Origin of the sequence: Bradyrhizobium sp. NP1, from assembly GCF_030378205.1 — a bacterium.
Taxonomy (GTDB): Bacteria; Pseudomonadota; Alphaproteobacteria; order Rhizobiales; family Xanthobacteraceae; genus Bradyrhizobium.
The window spans coordinates 5,253,767-5,270,376 of sequence record NZ_CP127385.1; the positions used below are offsets into that span (position 1 = coordinate 5,253,767).

Consider the following 16,610-nt stretch of genomic DNA (forward strand, 5'->3'; position numbering starts at 1 on the left):
GGCGCTAAAATCGCTCAGGCCGCAGCAAGGCGTAGATCAAGTAGAATAGTAGGCCTGCAGCGACGAGAGCTGCGAGTGAATAATCGAAAATCATTTTCGTTCTCCTCAGCCAGCCCAGTCCAAGAGACTTCATAACGACATCTGGGTTGAGGTGCTCCTTGTCGCGCTTGTTTTCCGGCCGGCGGTCCGGAAAAGAAGCTTGCGACGGATCGACAACAATAGCGCCTGGCCGAGCGTTGCATATATGTTTTCGAGATGGGAGTTACGGCAACGTCATAGGAAAGTAATAAGCGCCCGGCGCTCTGACGCGAGCTACGCACGAAGCGAGCCCAAAGCGAGGCGCTTGACGCCAGCTTGGATAACTCGCACATCCACGCGAACCGTCCAACGAGGGCCATGAATGCCCGGGATTTTGCATCGCAAATCGGTCGGATAATTATGGCCTCACGCCCGAGCACCCGCATCGCCCGAAAAGCCCGCTCCAAAGCAGAGTCGGATTTTGCCACATGGCTTATGATGGCCAAGCTCGGTAGCTTCGATGACTTGCCTCCAAACGCGCAAGGGTTCTTGATGAACTATCGAGCCAGGCTCGAGCGAATGAGCGAGGCCGAGTCGAAAGCGCTGGCAGTTCACGAGATCTACGCCTGCTATTTTAGCGAGATGGGAGGCGTTGGCGCGGCGCCAGAACTAGAAGCCCCTGCTACATCCGGGGATACTATCGTCGCGCGTTCTCAGGGACCGCGCAGACCTCCGCCGGCTCGACTGGCCGCAACCCCTTCCGACAGGTCAACCGCCCGAAAATCCGTGCCGGCCCTGCTGATTTTCGCAGCCATCGTGGCTCTGATCGCCGCCTACAGGTTTCTGACGAATTGAGCCAGTGTACCATCAGCCTCACAAAGAGATGATCCAATGGAGCTCTATGCAGACCTTTCGGCAATACTGAACCGCATCCTCGATACGGCCGCGGACAATTTCAGGGTCGCAAAGATTTTGATTCAACTGGGTCTCGATCCCAGCAACGTCACCTACGATGCCCTGTTGAATCGGCTGCTCGAAATTGTGCTGGCCAACATAACGCTTGCCAACATGTTCGCATTGATTGGCGCCATCTTCTTTGTCGCTACCTTGCTGATGCAGACGATGGTGCCGCTGCGCGTGGCCAATATGGCAGGCTGCACATTCTTCGCGACTTTTGGCGCGCTTTCCGGAAACATCACCACTTTTCTGCTGTATCTGCTGTTGCTGCCGATCAATGCCGTTCGCCTCCGTCAAATGCTCAGGCTCGTTAGGAAGGCGCGTAACGCGGCGCAGGGTGACATGTCGATGGAATGGCTCAAACCGTTCATGACCGAACGCAGATATCGGCGGGGCGACAGATTATTCAGGAAGGGTGATGCGGCTACCGAAATGTTTCTCACCGTCACGGGGAGATTCCTGGTCAAGGAAATCGGCGTCGAGCTTCCACCAGGGCGTCTCATGGGAGAACTTGGCTTCCTCACCCCCAACAACCAACGAACCGGGACGGTCGAATGCATCGATGACGGACAAGTTCTCACCATAACCTATGATAGGCTGCTTGAACTCTACTTTCAAAATCCGCAATTCGGCTATTACTTTCTCGTCCTGACCAGCCAGCGCCTGCTGGAAAACATCGCGCGGCTCGAAAGAGTCATAGCGCAACAAAATGCCGGACCGCAGACTACGGCTGCCGGTGATGCGCCTTGAGATCGATGTTTTTCCGCACTTCGCAAGAACAGGCGTCCGAAGGCAGTGCGCGGCTCCCAAAAGGCCGCTAAAGCGCGATGGGATTAAATTGAATCGCCTTCGCGCTTTAGATTTTTGATTGAGCATGATCTCCGCGCAAACGCGTTTTCGCGTTTGTCGCGACGGAAAACCGCTGCACACTTTTCCGGATCATGCTCTAGGGGGTCGGAGGCATATCCCGCTGCTCCGCCGGCTCCTCCTGCGCCCCCTCCCCGGCGAGGCGCGGCGGCCGCACCACCGTCACCGTGCAGGCGGCCTCGGAGGCGACCTTGGAGGCGACGCTGCCGAGCAGCGTACGCATCATCGAATTCTGCCGCGCCCCGATGATGATGTGGTCGACCTGGTTGGCATTGGCGAATTCGACGATCGCCGACGCCGGATCGATCGCCTCCAGCACGTGGGCCGTAAGCCGGCTGTCGTCGAGCTTGAGGGGCTGCGCCCAGTGATGCAGCGCGACCAGCCGTCCGACATGCTTGTTGTTGCCGGATTCGTCGAGCGTGCGGTCGATGGTGATGCGGCCGAGCTTCAGCACATTGACGCAGGCGAGCCGCGCCGCCGGCAGCGTCGCCAGGATCTGCTGGGTCGTGACTCGCAGCGCCTCGTTCAGCGGCACCGAGCCTTCCTCGGTGTCGAGCGCGACCACCACGATCGGGCTGGAGGCGAGCTGGGCCGCGACGTCGGATTTCGGCCTTGGCAGTTGCAGGCCGCGGTTGAAGCGGCGCCGCCAGACGGTCGAGAGCGGATCGCGCTTCAGCCGTTCCGACCGCGCGGTCAGCTTGATCTGCCCGGGATGGGCGAGATCGAAGGCGAGCTGCGAGGCCGTGGGATAGCGCCAGACCGGCTCGATCTCCAGGCACCGCAGCACGACCTCCTGCAGCCAGGGCGGATAATCGGCCTTGAGAGCGCGCGGCGGGTATGGATCGCGCCACAACCGCCGGCGCATGCCGCGCAGCGTCTCGGTCTCGCCGAACGGCCGTACCCCGGTGGTGAAGAAATAGAGCAGCACGCCGAGCGAGAACAGGTCGCTGCGCGGATCGTCGCGCACGCCCAGCAGGCGCTCCGGCGCCATGTAGGGCGCGGTCCCGTAAGGCAGGCGAAATTCCTCCTGCAACAGGTCCGGCAGGTGATTGTGATGCGACAGGCCGAAATCGATCAGCACTGCCTCGCCCGAGGGACGAAACATGATGCTCGACGGCTTGATGTCGTGATGGATGACGTTCTGCCGGTGCAGGTCGGCGAGCGCGGTCGCGATTTTCGCGACCATCTCCCTCGCCTCTTCATAGGCCAACGGCAGGTCGGGCAGCCGGCGGTACAGCGTTTGCCCGGCAATCTGCTCCATCACGACATAGGCCTGGCGCGCGAAATCGCCGGTGCCGAAACAGGCCGGCACGTGCGGGCCGGAGAGCCGCGGCAGGATCATCTGCTCCATCTCGAAACTGACGATCGCGGCCGGATCTTCCCCTTCCGCGACCCGCGGGATCTTCATCAGCAGCGGCACCTCGACGCCGGGATGGGTGACGCTCCACAGCGTCGCCATGCCGCCGGAATGGACGCATTCGCCGACGGTAAAGCCGTCGATGACTGCGCCTGGCTCGATCCTCGGCCTCGCCATCGCGCTTAGCGCCCGATCGCCAGACGATCGGCCAGCCAGGACGGCAGGCCGTTTTCGCGGATGCGCCGGGCCGCCAGCTCGATGTCGTATGGCACGCGGCAATAGGTGATCTCGCCCGATGTCGTGTCGAACAGGACAAAACAGGCGGCCGGATTGCGGTCGCGCGGCTGCCCGACCGAGCCGAGCACGGCAAGCCACTGCCGGCCCTTCAGGAGCTGCACCGGCACGCCGGCCACCGGCACAAAGCTCGTCATCTTGGCCGCCGCCGACATCGAGTAGAGCGCGGGCACATGGATATGGCCACAGAACGTCACATGCGCCGACGTCGCCACCATGCTGCGGACTGCGTCCGCCGGGTCCTGCACATAGCGCCAACGCTGGGGATTCGAGGCCTCGGCATGGACGTAGAGGCGATCCTCCTCGGCAGCCGTCAGCGGCAGATCGGCAAGGAAACGGCGCTGGGCCGCGCCGAGCCGGCCCCGCGTCCATTCGATCGCGGCCTGGGCCTCGGCGTTCATGGTCGCGCTGAATTCCGAGATCGCGCTGTCGTGATTCCCCCTGATGGCGACGGCGCCGGCCTCGCAAAGCCCCATCACGGTGTCCACCGTCCATTCCGGATCGGCGCCATAGCCGACATAGTCGCCGAGCAGGATCATCCGCTCCGCGCCCCGCGCCCGCGCGGCCTCCAGACAGGCGGCGAAAGCCTGCCGGTTGGCGTGAATGTCGGCGAAGATGGCGAGCAGCACGGCTTCCTCCACGGCCCACAAACACCGGCCGCCCGCCGGCCGGTTTGACCGGGGTCAAAGACCATGCGCCAACCGCATCGGGTTTTCCACCCATCCCGCTCCCGCCGGGTGGTTTCCGCCATCGCGATCTGCTAAAGCGCGGCGTAAAAACTCACATCCGAGAGCTGCCCATGATCCCCCGCTACACCCGCCCGGAAATGGCCTCCATCTGGGAGGCGCAGACGCGTTTCAAGATCTGGTTCGAGATCGAGGCGCATGCGGCGGATGCGCTGGCAGAACTCGGCGTCATCCCCAAGGAAGCCGCCAAGACGATCTGGGCCAAGGCCAGGGACGCCACCTTCGACGTTGCGCGGATCGACGAGATCGAGCGGGAGACCAGGCACGACGTCATCGCTTTCCTGACCCATCTCGCCGAGATCGTCGGGCCGGAAGCGCGCTTCGTGCACCAGGGCATGACCTCCTCCGACGTGCTGGACACCTGCCTCAACGTGCAGCTCGTGCGCGCCGCCGATCTCTTGATCGCCGATGTCGACAAGGTGCTCGCCGCGCTGAAGAAGCGCGCCTTCGAGCACAAGATGACGCCTTCGATCGGTCGCTCCCACGGCATCCATGCCGAGCCCGTCACTTTCGGATTGAAGCTTGCCTACGCCTATGCGGAATTCTCCCGCGCCCGCGAGCGGCTGGTATCGGCCCGCAAGGAAGTCGCGACCTGCGCCATTTCCGGCGCGGTCGGCACCTTCGCCCAGATCGACCCGCGCGTCGAAGCCCATGTCGCCAAAGCCATGGGCCTCATCGTCGAGCCGATCTCGACCCAGGTGATCCCGCGCGACCGCCATGCGATGTATTTTGCCACCCTTGGCGTGGTTGCGTCCTCGATCGAGCGGCTGGCGACCGAGATCCGTCACATGCAGCGCACCGAGGTGCTGGAGGCGGAGGAGTTCTTCTCCGAGGGCCAGAAGGGCTCGTCGGCGATGCCGCACAAGCGCAACCCGGTGCTCTCGGAAAACCTCACCGGCCTGGCGCGCATGGTGCGCGCCTATGTGACGCCGGCGCTGGAAAACGTCGTGCTCTGGCACGAGCGCGACATCTCGCATTCTTCCGTCGAGCGGATGATCGGCCCCGATGCAACGGTGACGCTGGATTTCGCGCTCAACCGGCTGGCCGGCCTGATCGACAAGCTCCTGGTCTATCCGGCCAACATGCAGAAGAACCTCGACCGCCTCGGCGGGCTCGTGCATTCGCAGCGTGTCCTGATCGCGCTGACGCAGAAGGGCGCGAGCCGCGAGGATGCCTACCGCTTCGTGCAGCGCAACGCGATGCCGGTGTGGCGCGGTGAAGGCGACTTCAAGACGCTGCTGAAGAACGACGCCGACGTGAAGAAATATTTGAGCGACGCCGAGATCGAGGAGCAGTTCGACCTCGGCTATCACCTCAAGCACGTCGACACGATCTTCCGCCGCGTGTTCGGCAAGGCGTGAGGCGGCCTATAGTTTTTTCAGCGTAACGGTCGCCGATCCCAGGTTGTTGTCGTAGAAGGCCGTGAACAACCACGGGAAGAAGATCGAGGTGTCGTTGACGTAGACGAACACCTCGCCGTCGCTGCGGGCAGTGAAATTCGCAACCCAGCGGCGGCCATCCGCGGGGTCCTGCCTGAACGCAGGCAGATGTTCCTCGAATCCCGTGCTGCCGACGCGCAGGATCGGCGCGAACCAGTTCGACCAGATCAGCCGCTTGAACGGCACACCCGGTAATTGCGTCCAGCGCGAGCGGGCAAATCCGGTCGGATCGGTCGGGATGTCCCGATCGATCCAGGGATCGTCGGCAGGCACCGTCAGCGCGACCTGGTACTGCTCGCCGTGTTTGACCTTGAGGCCCGTGGGATAGCACAGTTTTTTTGTGCGGAAGACGTTGTCGTAGTTGGCCGACGCCTGAGCCTGGATTTCGGTTTCTCTCACCTCGAGCCCGCCGCCAGTGCTCTTGCAGATCAGGCCGAGCGTGTTCGCGGTGCCGAACGCAAGCCACCAGAACAGCCACCACATGATGGCGGCCGGCAGGATCCAGTGCGTCAGCAGATAGAACGCTGCGCGGTACTCGCTGCGCCGGCGCAAGCGATAGACGAATGCCCGCCAGCCGGTCAGTTCGCGATAGCCCCGCGGCGAATACCAGGCGATGCGGGCGACGTCGCGCACCGTCTGTCGCAGCACCGTCCCGGCGTACAGGAACAGGGCGGCAGCGACGCCGCCGATCAGCACGAAGCCGGGCGCGTTGCGAAAGGCGACGAACCAGGGATCGAGCATGCCCGGCAGGAACGAGGCGGCCGCATTGACGACCGGATTGACGAAGGAGCCGACCAGGTCGAGCCCGAAGCCCGGCGCATAGATCACGAAGAACGGAATGGCGGCGACGAACAGCGTGGCGAACACGGTGAGGAAATAGGCGACGCGGCGCAGCCAGATCCAGTCCCAGACGTCATCCTGGACATGGGAGCGCAGCTCACCCTGGTCCGGCGCATGCGTCCCTTCGACCGCCGTTGCGGCCTCGTCGAGATATCTGTAGTGCGCGGGAATGACGACGGGCGCGTAGCGGTCGGTGCCCGCAAGCATGCGCTGGAACACTGCCCCGTGGATCGTCGGATTCGGCGGGGCCGGCACCCTGCCCGCGACCCTGTCGCGCAGGCTCGGATGCAGGTCCGCCAGGATCTCGCGTTGTGGATCTTTCCGGTGGAACAGCATGCGCCAGATCCGCCGTGCATCGTCGCGCAGCGACAGCTTGTAGGGCGGCTCGCTGTAGATCTCGAGCAGGTTGCGCGGCTTGTAGCGATAGTAGCCCGCCAGACCCTTGCGGGAATCGTTGAGCTTGTCGTACGGATCGATCCGGGGATCGAGCACGGCGTCGCGCTGATCGTCGAGATAGAGCAGCCCATAGGGCCTGGCGCGATCCATCATCCAGTCCAGCGCAACGTAGGACAGCCCGTTCTGCGGATAGCCGCCGCCGATATCCGAATGCACGCCGGTGAACCAGACCTGGCTGATGCGCTCGCGATCGCAAGCCGGCAGGTCGGTCCGCAAATGCGGCGGCGGATCGGCGCGCCTTGCCGCCGCGCCGCGCGGATCGTAGTTGATGTCGAACAGCCAGGTCTTCTTCGCACTCCCCTCGACCTCGGCCGCGCCGCGAACATAGCGCTCGTCCCAGATCACCGGGCTGAAGGCGTCGCGCTCCTCCTCCAAGGCGAGCGCATGGCAGGCGCGATGGACCTTCGCGTTCATGAACTGGTCCGGCATCGACAATGGCCAGATCCAGTAGTCGATGGCGCGCGTCATCTCCTGGATCGGCCCGCCATAGGCGGCGACCGTGTCCCAGACTCCCACGAAGCGGATGCTCTCGACATCGATCATCGCTTCGACGCGCACGGCCTTGCCCGTGATGCGGCGCCAGAGGCGGATCAGGACGTCACGAAAGCCGCGCAGGTCGATGCCGAAATGGCCGAGAAACTTCAGGATGCCGCCGTTGAAGCGGCGGCGATAGGCGCGGTAGGCGTCGGCGGCAAAGCGCGCCAGATCCGCCTCGTTGTTGTCGTAGGGAACGAGCCCCTGCGTAGCGATCAGTCCCGCCACGATGCGGATGGTGAAGGCGCCGCGGCTGAAACCGAAGCAGTAGATGCTGTCGCCGGGCCGGTAGTTGCGGCAACAGAAGCTGTAGATCGCAAGCACGTTGCGCTTCAGTCCGAAGCCGAAAACGCCCCCCAGAATCGCGAACAGCTTGAACGATGAGGTGCCGACGCCGTCGTCATAGAAGGCGATCTGGCGTTCGACATCGCGCAGGTCGAGAACCTGAAACAGGCGCCAGACATTGGTCTTGAGGAGCGCGGCCGCGCTGTTGCCGGTGCCGTCCGACAACAGGACGATGTTCCTCGCCATGGCCTCCCCCGCCCCGGATCTGTCGTCCTTCAGGCTGAAGCCAAATTGCGGGGAAAGCAAGCTGCCATCAAAAGCGGGAACGCGACAAGCCGCGAGCAGCGTGCTCGCCTCAGCTCGACGTGCCCCTGATCATCCGCAGCGCCACCTGGTCACGCTTGACGAAATGATGCCAGATTGCCGCGGCGACGTGCAGCACGACCAGCGCCAGCAGCACATAGGCGAACAGGATGTGGCGATCCTCGTAGGCGTTCGCCGCCGCCTTGTCGGGCGAGGTGAACTGCGGCACGTTGAACAGGCCGAAAAAGCTCGCATAGCTCGGCGTGTGCGCGCCCGAATGCGCCCAGCCGAGCATCGCGACAAGGATGGTGCAGCCATAGAGCAGCCAGTGATTGACCTGAGCCACCAAGCTCTGCCAGCGCGGCATATCCTTTGGCATCGCCGGGGTCGGATTGACGCCGCGCCAGAGCAGGCGGATCACCGTCAGCAACAGCACGAGATAGCCGATGTCGGCGTGGATCGAGCGATAGAACAGGCGGTCGGCGCGCGCTGGAATGTGATTCATCCACCAGCCATAGGCGATCATGCCGATGATCGCGATGCCCAGAATCCAGTGAAAGGCGCGCGAGATTGTGCCCCAGTTCGACCGCGAATTACGTATCATTGGCTGCGAAATCCCCCGACCCTGCCCCACGACGCGCCCTGATAGCCTCCCGCGGCAGCCAAGGCGACTTGAATCGTTCCAAAATCGGCCGGATGCGGCCGATCCCGGGCCGCGCCTTGGAGTTGCCAAAAACAACTGAATGGTAACCGCGGATCGGCTAAAATCGTACCGTGGCAGGCTTTCCAACCATTCTGGTATTCGATTCCGGTCTCGGCGGCCTCACCGTGCTGCGCGAGATCGTCGCAGCGCGCCCGGACGCGCATTACGTCTACGTCGCCGACGATGCGTTCTTCCCCTATGGCCATCACGGCGAGGACGCGATCGTCGCGCGCGTGGTGCCGCTGATCGGCGACCTGATCGCAGCCCATCGTCCAGACCTCGTGGTGATCGCCTGCAACACCGCCTCCACCCTCGTGATGTCCTATCTGCGCGAGGCCTACAAAATTCCCTTTGTCGGCACCGTGCCGGCCATCAAGCCGGCCTGCGCGCAGTCGAGGACCAAGCGCGTCTCCGTGCTCGGCACCAAGGGCACCGTGAAGCGCGAATATACCAGGGCCCTGATCCGCGACTTCGCGCAGGGTTGCGAGGTGACGCTGGTGGGCTCGCCCGAGCTTGCTTCACTGGCGGAAGCCGCGCTCAGCGGCCACGAGGTCGGCGACGGGGAGATCCTCGCCGAGCTCGAACCGTGCTTCGTCGGCGCGGCCGACGACGAAACCGCGCGCACCGACACCATCGTGCTCGCCTGCACGCATTATCCGCTCTTGCTCGAGCGCCTGACCCGCCTTGCACCCTGGCCAGTCGACTGGATCGATCCGGCGCCTGCGATCGCGCGCCGCGTGGTCGATCTGATCGGCAAGCCCGGCCGCCAGAGCGACAAGGCCGGTGCCGAGATGATCTTCACCTCGAACCGGCCGCACACGCTGAGCCGCGCCCTGATGCCGTTCTTCGGCGGCCGCGTGCCCGCCTGATCCAGTTCTTGCCGGAGGCGTCATGTCTGCGACACCGATCCCGCTCAACCGTCTGCGGCAGGAATGGCGCGAGGGCCGTCCCACCTTCGGGGCGATCGCGACGATCCCGAGCATCCAGACCGTGCAGATCATGGCGCGCTCCGGGCTCGACTGGATCATCGTCGATCTCGAGCATGGTCCGATCGACCTCTCCGCTGCGCATGGGATGATCACGGCGACATCGGGCACGCCCTGCGTGCCGTTCGCGCGGATCGCCGCCAACGAGCCATGGCTCGCCAAGGCGCCGATGGATATCGGCGCGCTCGGCATCAATTTTCCGATGATCTGCAGCCGCGAAGAAGCCGAGAAGGCGGTGCGTGCCGTGCGCTATCCGCCCAGGGGCGAGCGGCTCTGGGGGCCGTTCCACACCCCGTTCCGCTGGGGCGTCTCGATGGCCGACTACATGGCGACCGCCGACGACGACATGATCTGCATGATCACGATCGAGCATGTCGAGGCGGTGAACCGCATCGACGAGATCATGGCAACGCCCGGCATCGACGTTGCCGTGATCGGGCCCGGCGATCTCGCGACCTCGATCAACAAGCGCGGCCAGATGGACGATCCCGAGCTGCTCGAGCTGATGGCCCGTGCGGAAGCCGGCATCCTCAAAAGCGGCGTCGTGATCGGCGGTGTGGCCCGCACCGCGGAGCAGGCCAACCGCATGATCGACCGCGGCTACCTTGCGCTCGCGCTGGGCTTCGATTGGTCGCTGTTCCAGCGCGGCATCGCCGCAAGCCTCGAGGGCATCCGGCGCTAGCCGTCCCACCGGTCAGCTGCTTCACCCCGCTTCCTGCAGGCGCGGCGCTGCTAGTGGAGCGGATTTGACGTTCGCTTCCCGTTTGCCGCGATTCCCTTATGCGAACGTCAAATCCAAAGCTCCACTAGAAACAATAACTTGCCAGCGGCCCTTTGATTCCAACATTCGCAAAAGAGCCTGCTACAACGGGATGCGAATGTTAGAATCGGACCACCAGGCTCCCCGGTCTTCAGGAGGAAGTTCATGCTCAAGAAGTTTGTTTTAGCATTTTCCATCACGGCGCTCGCATTCGCCGGCGCCGCCATCGCCCAGCAAGGCGGCATCAAGCGCACCCCACTGCAGAAGGTCGAATTCCCCGACGGGTATGTCACAGTGACCGGCATCGCCGAGATTCCGGCCGGCGGCGCCGCGGGGCGTCACACCCATCCCGGAATCGAGACCGGCTACGTGCTGGAGGGCGAAGCCGATCTCTTGATCGAGGGGCAGCCGCCGCTGCACCTGAAGGCCGGCGATTCCTACCAGATTCCGGCGGGCGCCATTCACGATGCCAAGGTGTCGGGCGACAAGTCGACGAAAGTGCTGGGAGTCTATGTGGTGGACAAGACCAGGCCGCTGGCCTCGCCCGCGCCTTGATCCACGCTGGCGCAAGCCCCGTCGTATCGTGCTAGACAGAGAGCGTGAGCGCCAGCGCTCGCGCCTTCCCCGTTCCTAGCTGCGATAGATCAAAGACCAATGAAAACCTTGCGCGGACGCACAGCCTTTGTCACAGGCGCGGCCTCCGGCATCGGGCGCGCCATCGCGCTCGCGCTGGCCGCCGAAGGCGTCAACCTGATTCTGTCCGATCGAAATACAGAGGGGCTCGCGGCCACCGAACGGGACGCTGCGGCGCTAGGGGTCGACGTCATGTCGGCGCTGTGCGACCTGACGCGCCCGGACGACATTACCGCAATGCTCGACCGGCTGTTTTCGGACCGGCCGCTGCATATCCTCGTCAACTGCGCCGGGATCGCTCTGTTCGGCCAGCAGCGCGTGATGCGCGAGGCGGATTGGCGCGCCCTGATGGCGGTCAACCTGCTGGCGCCGATCCAGATCACGACGCAGCTGATGGACGTCCTGGCGCGCAGCGAGGAGGCCCATATCGTCAACATCGCGAGCATTCTGGGGCTGGTGCCGTGGCGGCAGCTTGCGGCCTATCAGGCCAGCAAGTTCGGCCTGGTCGGTTTCACGCTCGGCATGCGCAACGACTATCACCGGCACAATTTCGGCGTCAGCGCCGTCTGTCCGGGCCTGGTGCAGACGCCGATGACCGATCTCGAGGGCGCCCAGACCCACGGCCGCCCGCCCAGGCTGCCGGCCTGGGTCTTCACGACCCCCGAGAACATCGCCCAGGCTACGATCCGGGCCATCCGGTACGACAAGGGACTGGTGGTCGTCCCTGCGCTGGCCCGCGTCGTCTGGCGCCTCAACCGGCTGTTCCCGGGGCTCATCCGGCTTGTGGGCCGCGAGGGCTGGCGGTCGCGCGGGCCTATCCTGCCCCCGGACAATGGCTCACGAGGCTAAAGGGCGGTTCCAGCGGCATTTACCCGTCAAATAAGGCCAAAACGGTTTGACAGCGCGGCCATTTCTGCCTAGAAACCGCCCTGCTCGCGGGCCGGTTTCGGCCCGCGTTGCGTTTCGCGACCCGTGGTCCGTCCCCTCACGCTTTGGGGGCCGGATCTGTCGGCTTTCAGGGAATTTCCCTGTGAGGCACAGGAGGGCGCGTTTCCTCAAAACCCGTCAGAACTAGAGAAAGAGGACGCGATGACCAAGCGCAGTGAGGCGAAATACAAGATCGATCGCCGCATGGGCCAGAACATCTGGGGCCGCCCGAAGAGCCCCGTGAACCGCAGGGAATACGGCCCGGGCCAGCACGGCCAGCGCCGCAAGGGAAAGCTCTCCGACTTCGGCGTGCAGCTCCGCGCCAAGCAGAAGCTCAAGGGCTATTACGCCAACATCAGCGAGCGCCAGTTCCACGGCGTCTATGTCGAGGCCAGCCGCCTGAAGGGCGACACCGGCGAGAACCTGGTCGGGCTTCTGGAGCGCCGGCTCGATTCGGTGGTCTATCGCGCCAAGTTCGTGTCCACGATGTTCGCTGCTCGCCAGTTCATCAACCACGGCCACGTCAAGGTGAACGGCCGCAAGGTCAATATCAGCAGCTATCAGGTCAAGGTCGGCGACGTCGTCGAGGTCAAGGATGCCTCCAGGCAGCTCGCCCATGTGCTGGAAGCGACCCAGCTTCCAGAGCGCGACGTGCCTGACTATCTCGAGGTCGATCACTCCAAGATGACGGCAAAGTTCGGCCGCGTTCCCGGCCTCTCCGACGTGCCTTATCCGGTGCAGATGGAGCCGCATCTGATCGTCGAATTCTATTCGCGCTGATCAATCGCAATTGACGCAATCAAGGGCCCCGGTTTTGCCGGGGCCTTTTTGTTTGAGTAAGATCGCGGGCAAAACAACGAGACCTCGCCATGCTCTATACCCCTCCCCCGCGCGATCCGAACGCCCCGCCCGTCCGCGTCAACCTGCTATCGGACACGCAGACCCGCCCGACGGCGGCGATGCGCGAGGCAATGGCGCGCGCCGACGTCGGTGACGAGCAGATCGGCGACGATCCGACCGTCAACCTCTTGTGCGAGCGCGTCGCCGATCTCCTCGGCAAGGAAGCCGCGGTGTTCATGCCCTCGGGCACCATGTGCAACGTCGCGGCGACGCTGGTGCATTGCCGGCCCGGCGACGAGATCCTGGCGCACGAGACGGCGCATGTCATTGCACGCGAGGGCGGCGCCCATGCGGCGCTGGGCGGCTTCCAGATCACGCCGCTGAAGGGACCCGGCGGCCAGTTCGCGCCGGAGACGTTCCGCGCGGCGCTGCATCCGCGCACCCGCTACCAGCCGCCGCAGACGGTGGTCAGCGTCGAGCAGACCGCCAATATCGGCGGTGGCACGATCTGGAAAAAGGCTGCGCTCGACGAGATCGTGAAAATCGCCAGACAGCACGGCCTGTCCACCCACATGGACGGCGCACGGCTGCTCAACGCCTGCGTCGCGACGGGCATCGCCGCACGCGACATGGCCGCGGGCTGGGATTCCGCCTGGATCGACTTCTCCAAGGGCCTGGGTGCGCCGATCGGCGGCGTGATCGCGGGCTCCAGTGAATTCATCGACGGGGTGTGGCAGTGGAAGCAGCGGCTCGGCGGCTCGATGCGCCAGGCCGGCGTCTGCGCGGCCGCCTGCATTTTCGCGCTCGACCACCACGTCGATCGGCTGGCCGACGATCACGCCAATGCGCGGGCGCTGGCGCGCGGGCTGTCGCAGATCAGCGGCGTCGAGGTGCAGGAGCCCGAGACCAACCTCGTCTTCTTCAAGCCCGACGGGTCGGGCGTCGGCGGCGACAGGATGGTTTCCGAGCTGCGCAAGCGCGGCGTGCTGCTCGCGATGATGGACGGCCGCATCCGCGCCTGCACCCACCTCGATGTGACAGCCGCCATGATCGAGGAAACGCTCGGCCATGTGCGCGAGATCGCGCGCGGCGCGTAAGCTTATCCCTACCGCCCCATCGCCTGATAGATCAGCGTCTTCAGCGCAAGCTGGATCCTCCCGCGCTGCGAGGGCGTCTGCACCATGAAGACCACGAACATGTCGTCCTCGGGGTCGATGAAGAAGAAGGTGCCCCCGACGCCGTCCCAGCGGTATTCGCCAAGCGGCCATTGCGTGTTCGGCGGCACCGAGGTGCGCACCGCAAAGCCGAGACCAAAGCCGGAATTCGCTCCGGGGTAATAGGCCCAGTCATGCGCGACGCCGGTTTCCGGGCCGATATGGTCCGAGGTCATCAGCGCGATGGTTTCGCGCTTCAGATAGCGCCGGCCTTCATAGCTGCCGCCATCGAGCAGCATCTGGCAGAAGCGCGCGTAATCGCCGACCGTGCCGACCATTCCCGCGCCGCCGGACTCGGCCTTTCGCGCCTGCAAGGGATCGCGGAGCTGCGTGACCGGACTGATCGCGCGGTCGTCGGGCATCGGCTCCGCGATGCGCGGCCGCTTCGCGCTGTCGGCGACATAGAAGGCAGTCTCGTTCATGCCGAGCGGATCGAGCAGCCGCTCCTTCTCGAACTGGTACAGCGATCTTGCCGAGATCACCTCGATCACGCGGCCGAGCACGTCGGTCGAATGGCCATAGTCCCAGAGCGTGCCCGGCTGCTCGGCGAGCGGCAGGGTTGTGATCCGCGCCGCAAACTCGGCGTTGGTGAGGTCGGCGTTGAAGAGGTCGGCCTCGGCATAGCGCTTGCGCACGAGGTTCTCGCCCGCGAAGCCGTAAGTCAGCCCCGAGGTGTGGCGCAGCAGATCCAGGATCGTGATCGGGCGCTTCAGCGGCTCCGCTGTCAGCGCCAGCTTGCCGTCCTCGCCGCGCTTCTCGACCCCGACCTTCATGTCGGCAAAGGCCGGGATGTATTTCGAGACGGGATCGCCGAGCCCGAGCTTGCCCTCCTCGACCAGCATCATCGCCGCGACCGAGGTGATCGGCTTCGACATCGAATAGAGGCGGAAGATGGTGTCGACGCTCATCGACAGGTCGGTCGCAATGTCGCGGACGCCGAAATTCTCGTAATAGACCGGCTTGCCGTGCTGCTGGATCAAGAGGATCGCGCCGGGGATCTTGCCGGTCGCAACCTCGTTCCTGATGTAGGCGGAGACGCGGTCGAGCCCCTCGTGCGAAAAGCTGCGCGCCCCGGGCGCGGCCACCTCTGCCGCGGCGCTGCCCGCGCCGATCAGCAGCGCCAGCGCCGCGATGGCGCTGCCGCTAATTCTCCAGGGCTTCATAGATCAGCTGCTTGACCGTGCGCTGAATGCGCTGGCGTTCCGACGGCGTCTGCTCCAGCAGCACGAAGAACAGGTCCTGCTTGCGGTCGACCACAAAGTAACAGCCGCTGGCACCGTCCCATTTCAATTCGCCGAGCGAGCCCGGCGGTGGCGGGTTGGCGTTGCCGGCGTTGGTGCGGATGGCAAGCCCAAGCCCGAAGCCAAAACCGTCGCCGGGGAAATAGAAGAAGTCGCGCCCGACACCAGCACCAGGACCGACCTGGTCCGTCGTCATCAATTGGAACGCCTTCGGGTTCAGATAAGTCTTGCCCTCGAAGGTGCCGCCGTTGAGCAGCATCTGGGTGAACCGCGAAAAATCCGCCATGGTCGAGACCATGCCGCCGCTCGCTGACTGCCACTTCTTCACCACGGTCGGGTCGTTGACGCGGCCGACCCGGAAGTCGCTGTCGTTGGGCATCGGCTGCGCCAGCCGCGACTTGCTTTCGGGATCGGTCACGAAGAAGCCGGTATCCTTCATCCCGAGGGGACCAAGCAGCTTCTCGCGCTCGATCTCGATCAGCGATTTGCCGGAGACGATTTCCATCACCCGCGCCAGCACGTCGGTGGAATGGCCGTATTGCCAGAGCGTCCCGGGCTGGTCGTGCAGCGGCAGCTTTGCGATCCGCTCGGCGAATTCGGCAAGGTCGAAATCGCCGCCATAGAGATTGGACGCGGCATACGCCTTGCGCACCAGGCTGTCGCCATAGAAGCCGTAGGTGATCCCCGAAGTGTGGCGCATCAGGTCGAGCACCGTCGGCGGCCGGTTCGGCGGCACGAGATCGAGGGTCTTGCTGCCGTCGGCGCCTGTCTTCTCCCAGCCGACCTTCACATTGGCAAAGGACGGGATGTATTTCGAGACGGGGTCGTCGAGCCTGAACTTGCCCTCGTCGAGCAGCATCACTGCGACCACGCTGGTGAGGGCCTTGGTCATCGAGAACAGGCGGAAGATGGTACGGTCGGTCATCGGCTGCTTGGAGACGACGTCCTGCACGCCGATGAACTCGTGAAAGACCGGCTTGCCATGCTGCTGGATCAAGAGGGCCGCGCCGGGAATTTTTCCGGTCGCAACCTCATTGCGGAGGAAATCGCCGACCTTGGCGAGCTTCTCGGGGTTGAAATGCGCGCCCGCGGGGATGTCGAAGGTGCCCTCCGCCCGCAGCGACAACGGCGCGGCCGGCACGAGCAATACGCCGGCCAGAAGCGAAAACAGGAAATGCCGCAAATTCATCTGCCTACCCTCTGAAATTGG

The 16,610-nt window shown here is 64.3% G+C and carries 16 protein-coding genes; 9 read left to right on the top strand and 7 right to left on the bottom strand.

Features of this window, described 5'->3' with window-relative positions; genetic code table 11:
- Positions 1–4: 4 nt before the first annotated feature.
- Positions 5–133, bottom strand: a complete 129-nt coding sequence (locus tag QOU61_RS37260; RefSeq protein ID WP_354142470.1) for a K(+)-transporting ATPase subunit F — start codon at positions 131–133, stop codon at positions 5–7.
- 305 nt (positions 134–438) lie between these two features.
- Between QOU61_RS37260 and QOU61_RS37390 the strand changes: the two genes are divergently transcribed.
- Entirely contained in the window at positions 439–873 is a 435-nt protein-coding gene (locus QOU61_RS37390; protein ID WP_289661750.1) for a hypothetical protein, read from the top strand.
- 36 nt (positions 874–909) lie between these two features.
- Positions 910–1,725, top strand: a complete 816-nt coding sequence (locus QOU61_RS25515; RefSeq protein WP_289653955.1) for a Crp/Fnr family transcriptional regulator — start codon at positions 910–912, stop codon at positions 1,723–1,725.
- Positions 1,726–1,921: 196 nt separating this feature from the next.
- On the opposite strand, the gene QOU61_RS25520 is transcribed toward QOU61_RS25515, so the two are convergent.
- Both QOU61_RS25520 and QOU61_RS25525 read right to left on the bottom strand, forming a co-directional pair.
- On the bottom strand, positions 1,922–3,376 hold the full coding sequence (locus QOU61_RS25520) for a serine/threonine protein kinase (RefSeq protein WP_289653956.1): 1,455 nt from the start codon (positions 3,374–3,376) through the stop codon (positions 1,922–1,924).
- A 5-nt stretch (positions 3,377–3,381) separates the two neighbouring features.
- Positions 3,382–4,122, bottom strand: coding sequence for a metallophosphoesterase family protein (locus tag QOU61_RS25525; RefSeq protein ID WP_289653957.1), 741 nt, complete (start codon positions 4,120–4,122; stop codon positions 3,382–3,384).
- 170 nt (positions 4,123–4,292) lie between these two features.
- On the opposite strand from QOU61_RS25525, the gene purB reads away from it, so the two are divergent.
- On the top strand, positions 4,293–5,600 hold the full coding sequence (gene purB / locus QOU61_RS25530; protein WP_289653958.1) for an adenylosuccinate lyase: 1,308 nt from the start codon (positions 4,293–4,295) through the stop codon (positions 5,598–5,600).
- A 6-nt stretch (positions 5,601–5,606) separates the two neighbouring features.
- Here the strand turns inward: purB and QOU61_RS25535 are convergent, their stop codons facing one another.
- Complete coding sequence (locus QOU61_RS25535; RefSeq protein WP_289653959.1) at positions 5,607–8,039, bottom strand: T6SS phospholipase effector Tle1-like catalytic domain-containing protein; 2,433 nt, start codon at positions 8,037–8,039, stop codon at positions 5,607–5,609.
- Positions 8,040–8,148: 109 nt separating this feature from the next.
- Entirely contained in the window at positions 8,149–8,700 is a 552-nt protein-coding gene (locus QOU61_RS25540; RefSeq protein ID WP_289653960.1) for a cytochrome b, read from the bottom strand.
- Positions 8,701–8,870: 170 nt separating this feature from the next.
- Between QOU61_RS25540 and murI the strand changes: the two genes are divergently transcribed.
- The 6 genes from murI (at position 8,871) to QOU61_RS25570 (ending at position 14,042) form a co-directional block, all read left to right on the top strand.
- Complete coding sequence (gene murI, locus QOU61_RS25545) at positions 8,871–9,668, top strand: glutamate racemase (RefSeq protein ID WP_289653961.1); 798 nt, start codon at positions 8,871–8,873, stop codon at positions 9,666–9,668.
- Positions 9,669–9,690: 22 nt separating this feature from the next.
- Positions 9,691–10,467 carry an HpcH/HpaI aldolase family protein gene (locus QOU61_RS25550; RefSeq protein ID WP_289653963.1) on the top strand — a complete coding sequence of 259 codons (777 nt, stop codon included), beginning with the start codon at positions 9,691–9,693 and terminating at the stop codon, positions 10,465–10,467.
- 243 nt (positions 10,468–10,710) lie between these two features.
- Entirely contained in the window at positions 10,711–11,100 is a 390-nt protein-coding gene (locus QOU61_RS25555; RefSeq protein ID WP_289653964.1) for a cupin domain-containing protein, read from the top strand.
- A gap of 99 nt (positions 11,101–11,199) precedes the next feature.
- Positions 11,200–12,027: an SDR family NAD(P)-dependent oxidoreductase gene (locus QOU61_RS25560; protein WP_289653965.1), complete on the top strand. Its 828-nt coding sequence runs from the start codon at positions 11,200–11,202 to the stop codon at positions 12,025–12,027.
- A gap of 240 nt (positions 12,028–12,267) precedes the next feature.
- Complete coding sequence (rpsD, locus tag QOU61_RS25565) at positions 12,268–12,885, top strand: 30S ribosomal protein S4 (protein WP_289653966.1); 618 nt, start codon at positions 12,268–12,270, stop codon at positions 12,883–12,885.
- Between the two features lie 89 nt (positions 12,886–12,974).
- Positions 12,975–14,042 (top strand): threonine aldolase family protein, encoded by a 1,068-nt coding sequence (locus QOU61_RS25570; protein ID WP_289653967.1) that lies wholly within the window; start codon positions 12,975–12,977, stop codon positions 14,040–14,042.
- An 8-nt stretch (positions 14,043–14,050) separates the two neighbouring features.
- Here the strand turns inward: QOU61_RS25570 and QOU61_RS25575 are convergent, their stop codons facing one another.
- Complete coding sequence (locus tag QOU61_RS25575; protein ID WP_289653968.1) at positions 14,051–15,322, bottom strand: serine hydrolase domain-containing protein; 1,272 nt, start codon at positions 15,320–15,322, stop codon at positions 14,051–14,053.
- Positions 15,303–16,589: a serine hydrolase domain-containing protein gene (locus tag QOU61_RS25580; protein ID WP_289653969.1), complete on the bottom strand. Its 1,287-nt coding sequence runs from the start codon at positions 16,587–16,589 to the stop codon at positions 15,303–15,305. The genes QOU61_RS25575 and QOU61_RS25580 overlap by 20 nt, the downstream gene beginning before the upstream one ends.
- Positions 16,590–16,610: the final 21 nt, after the last annotated feature.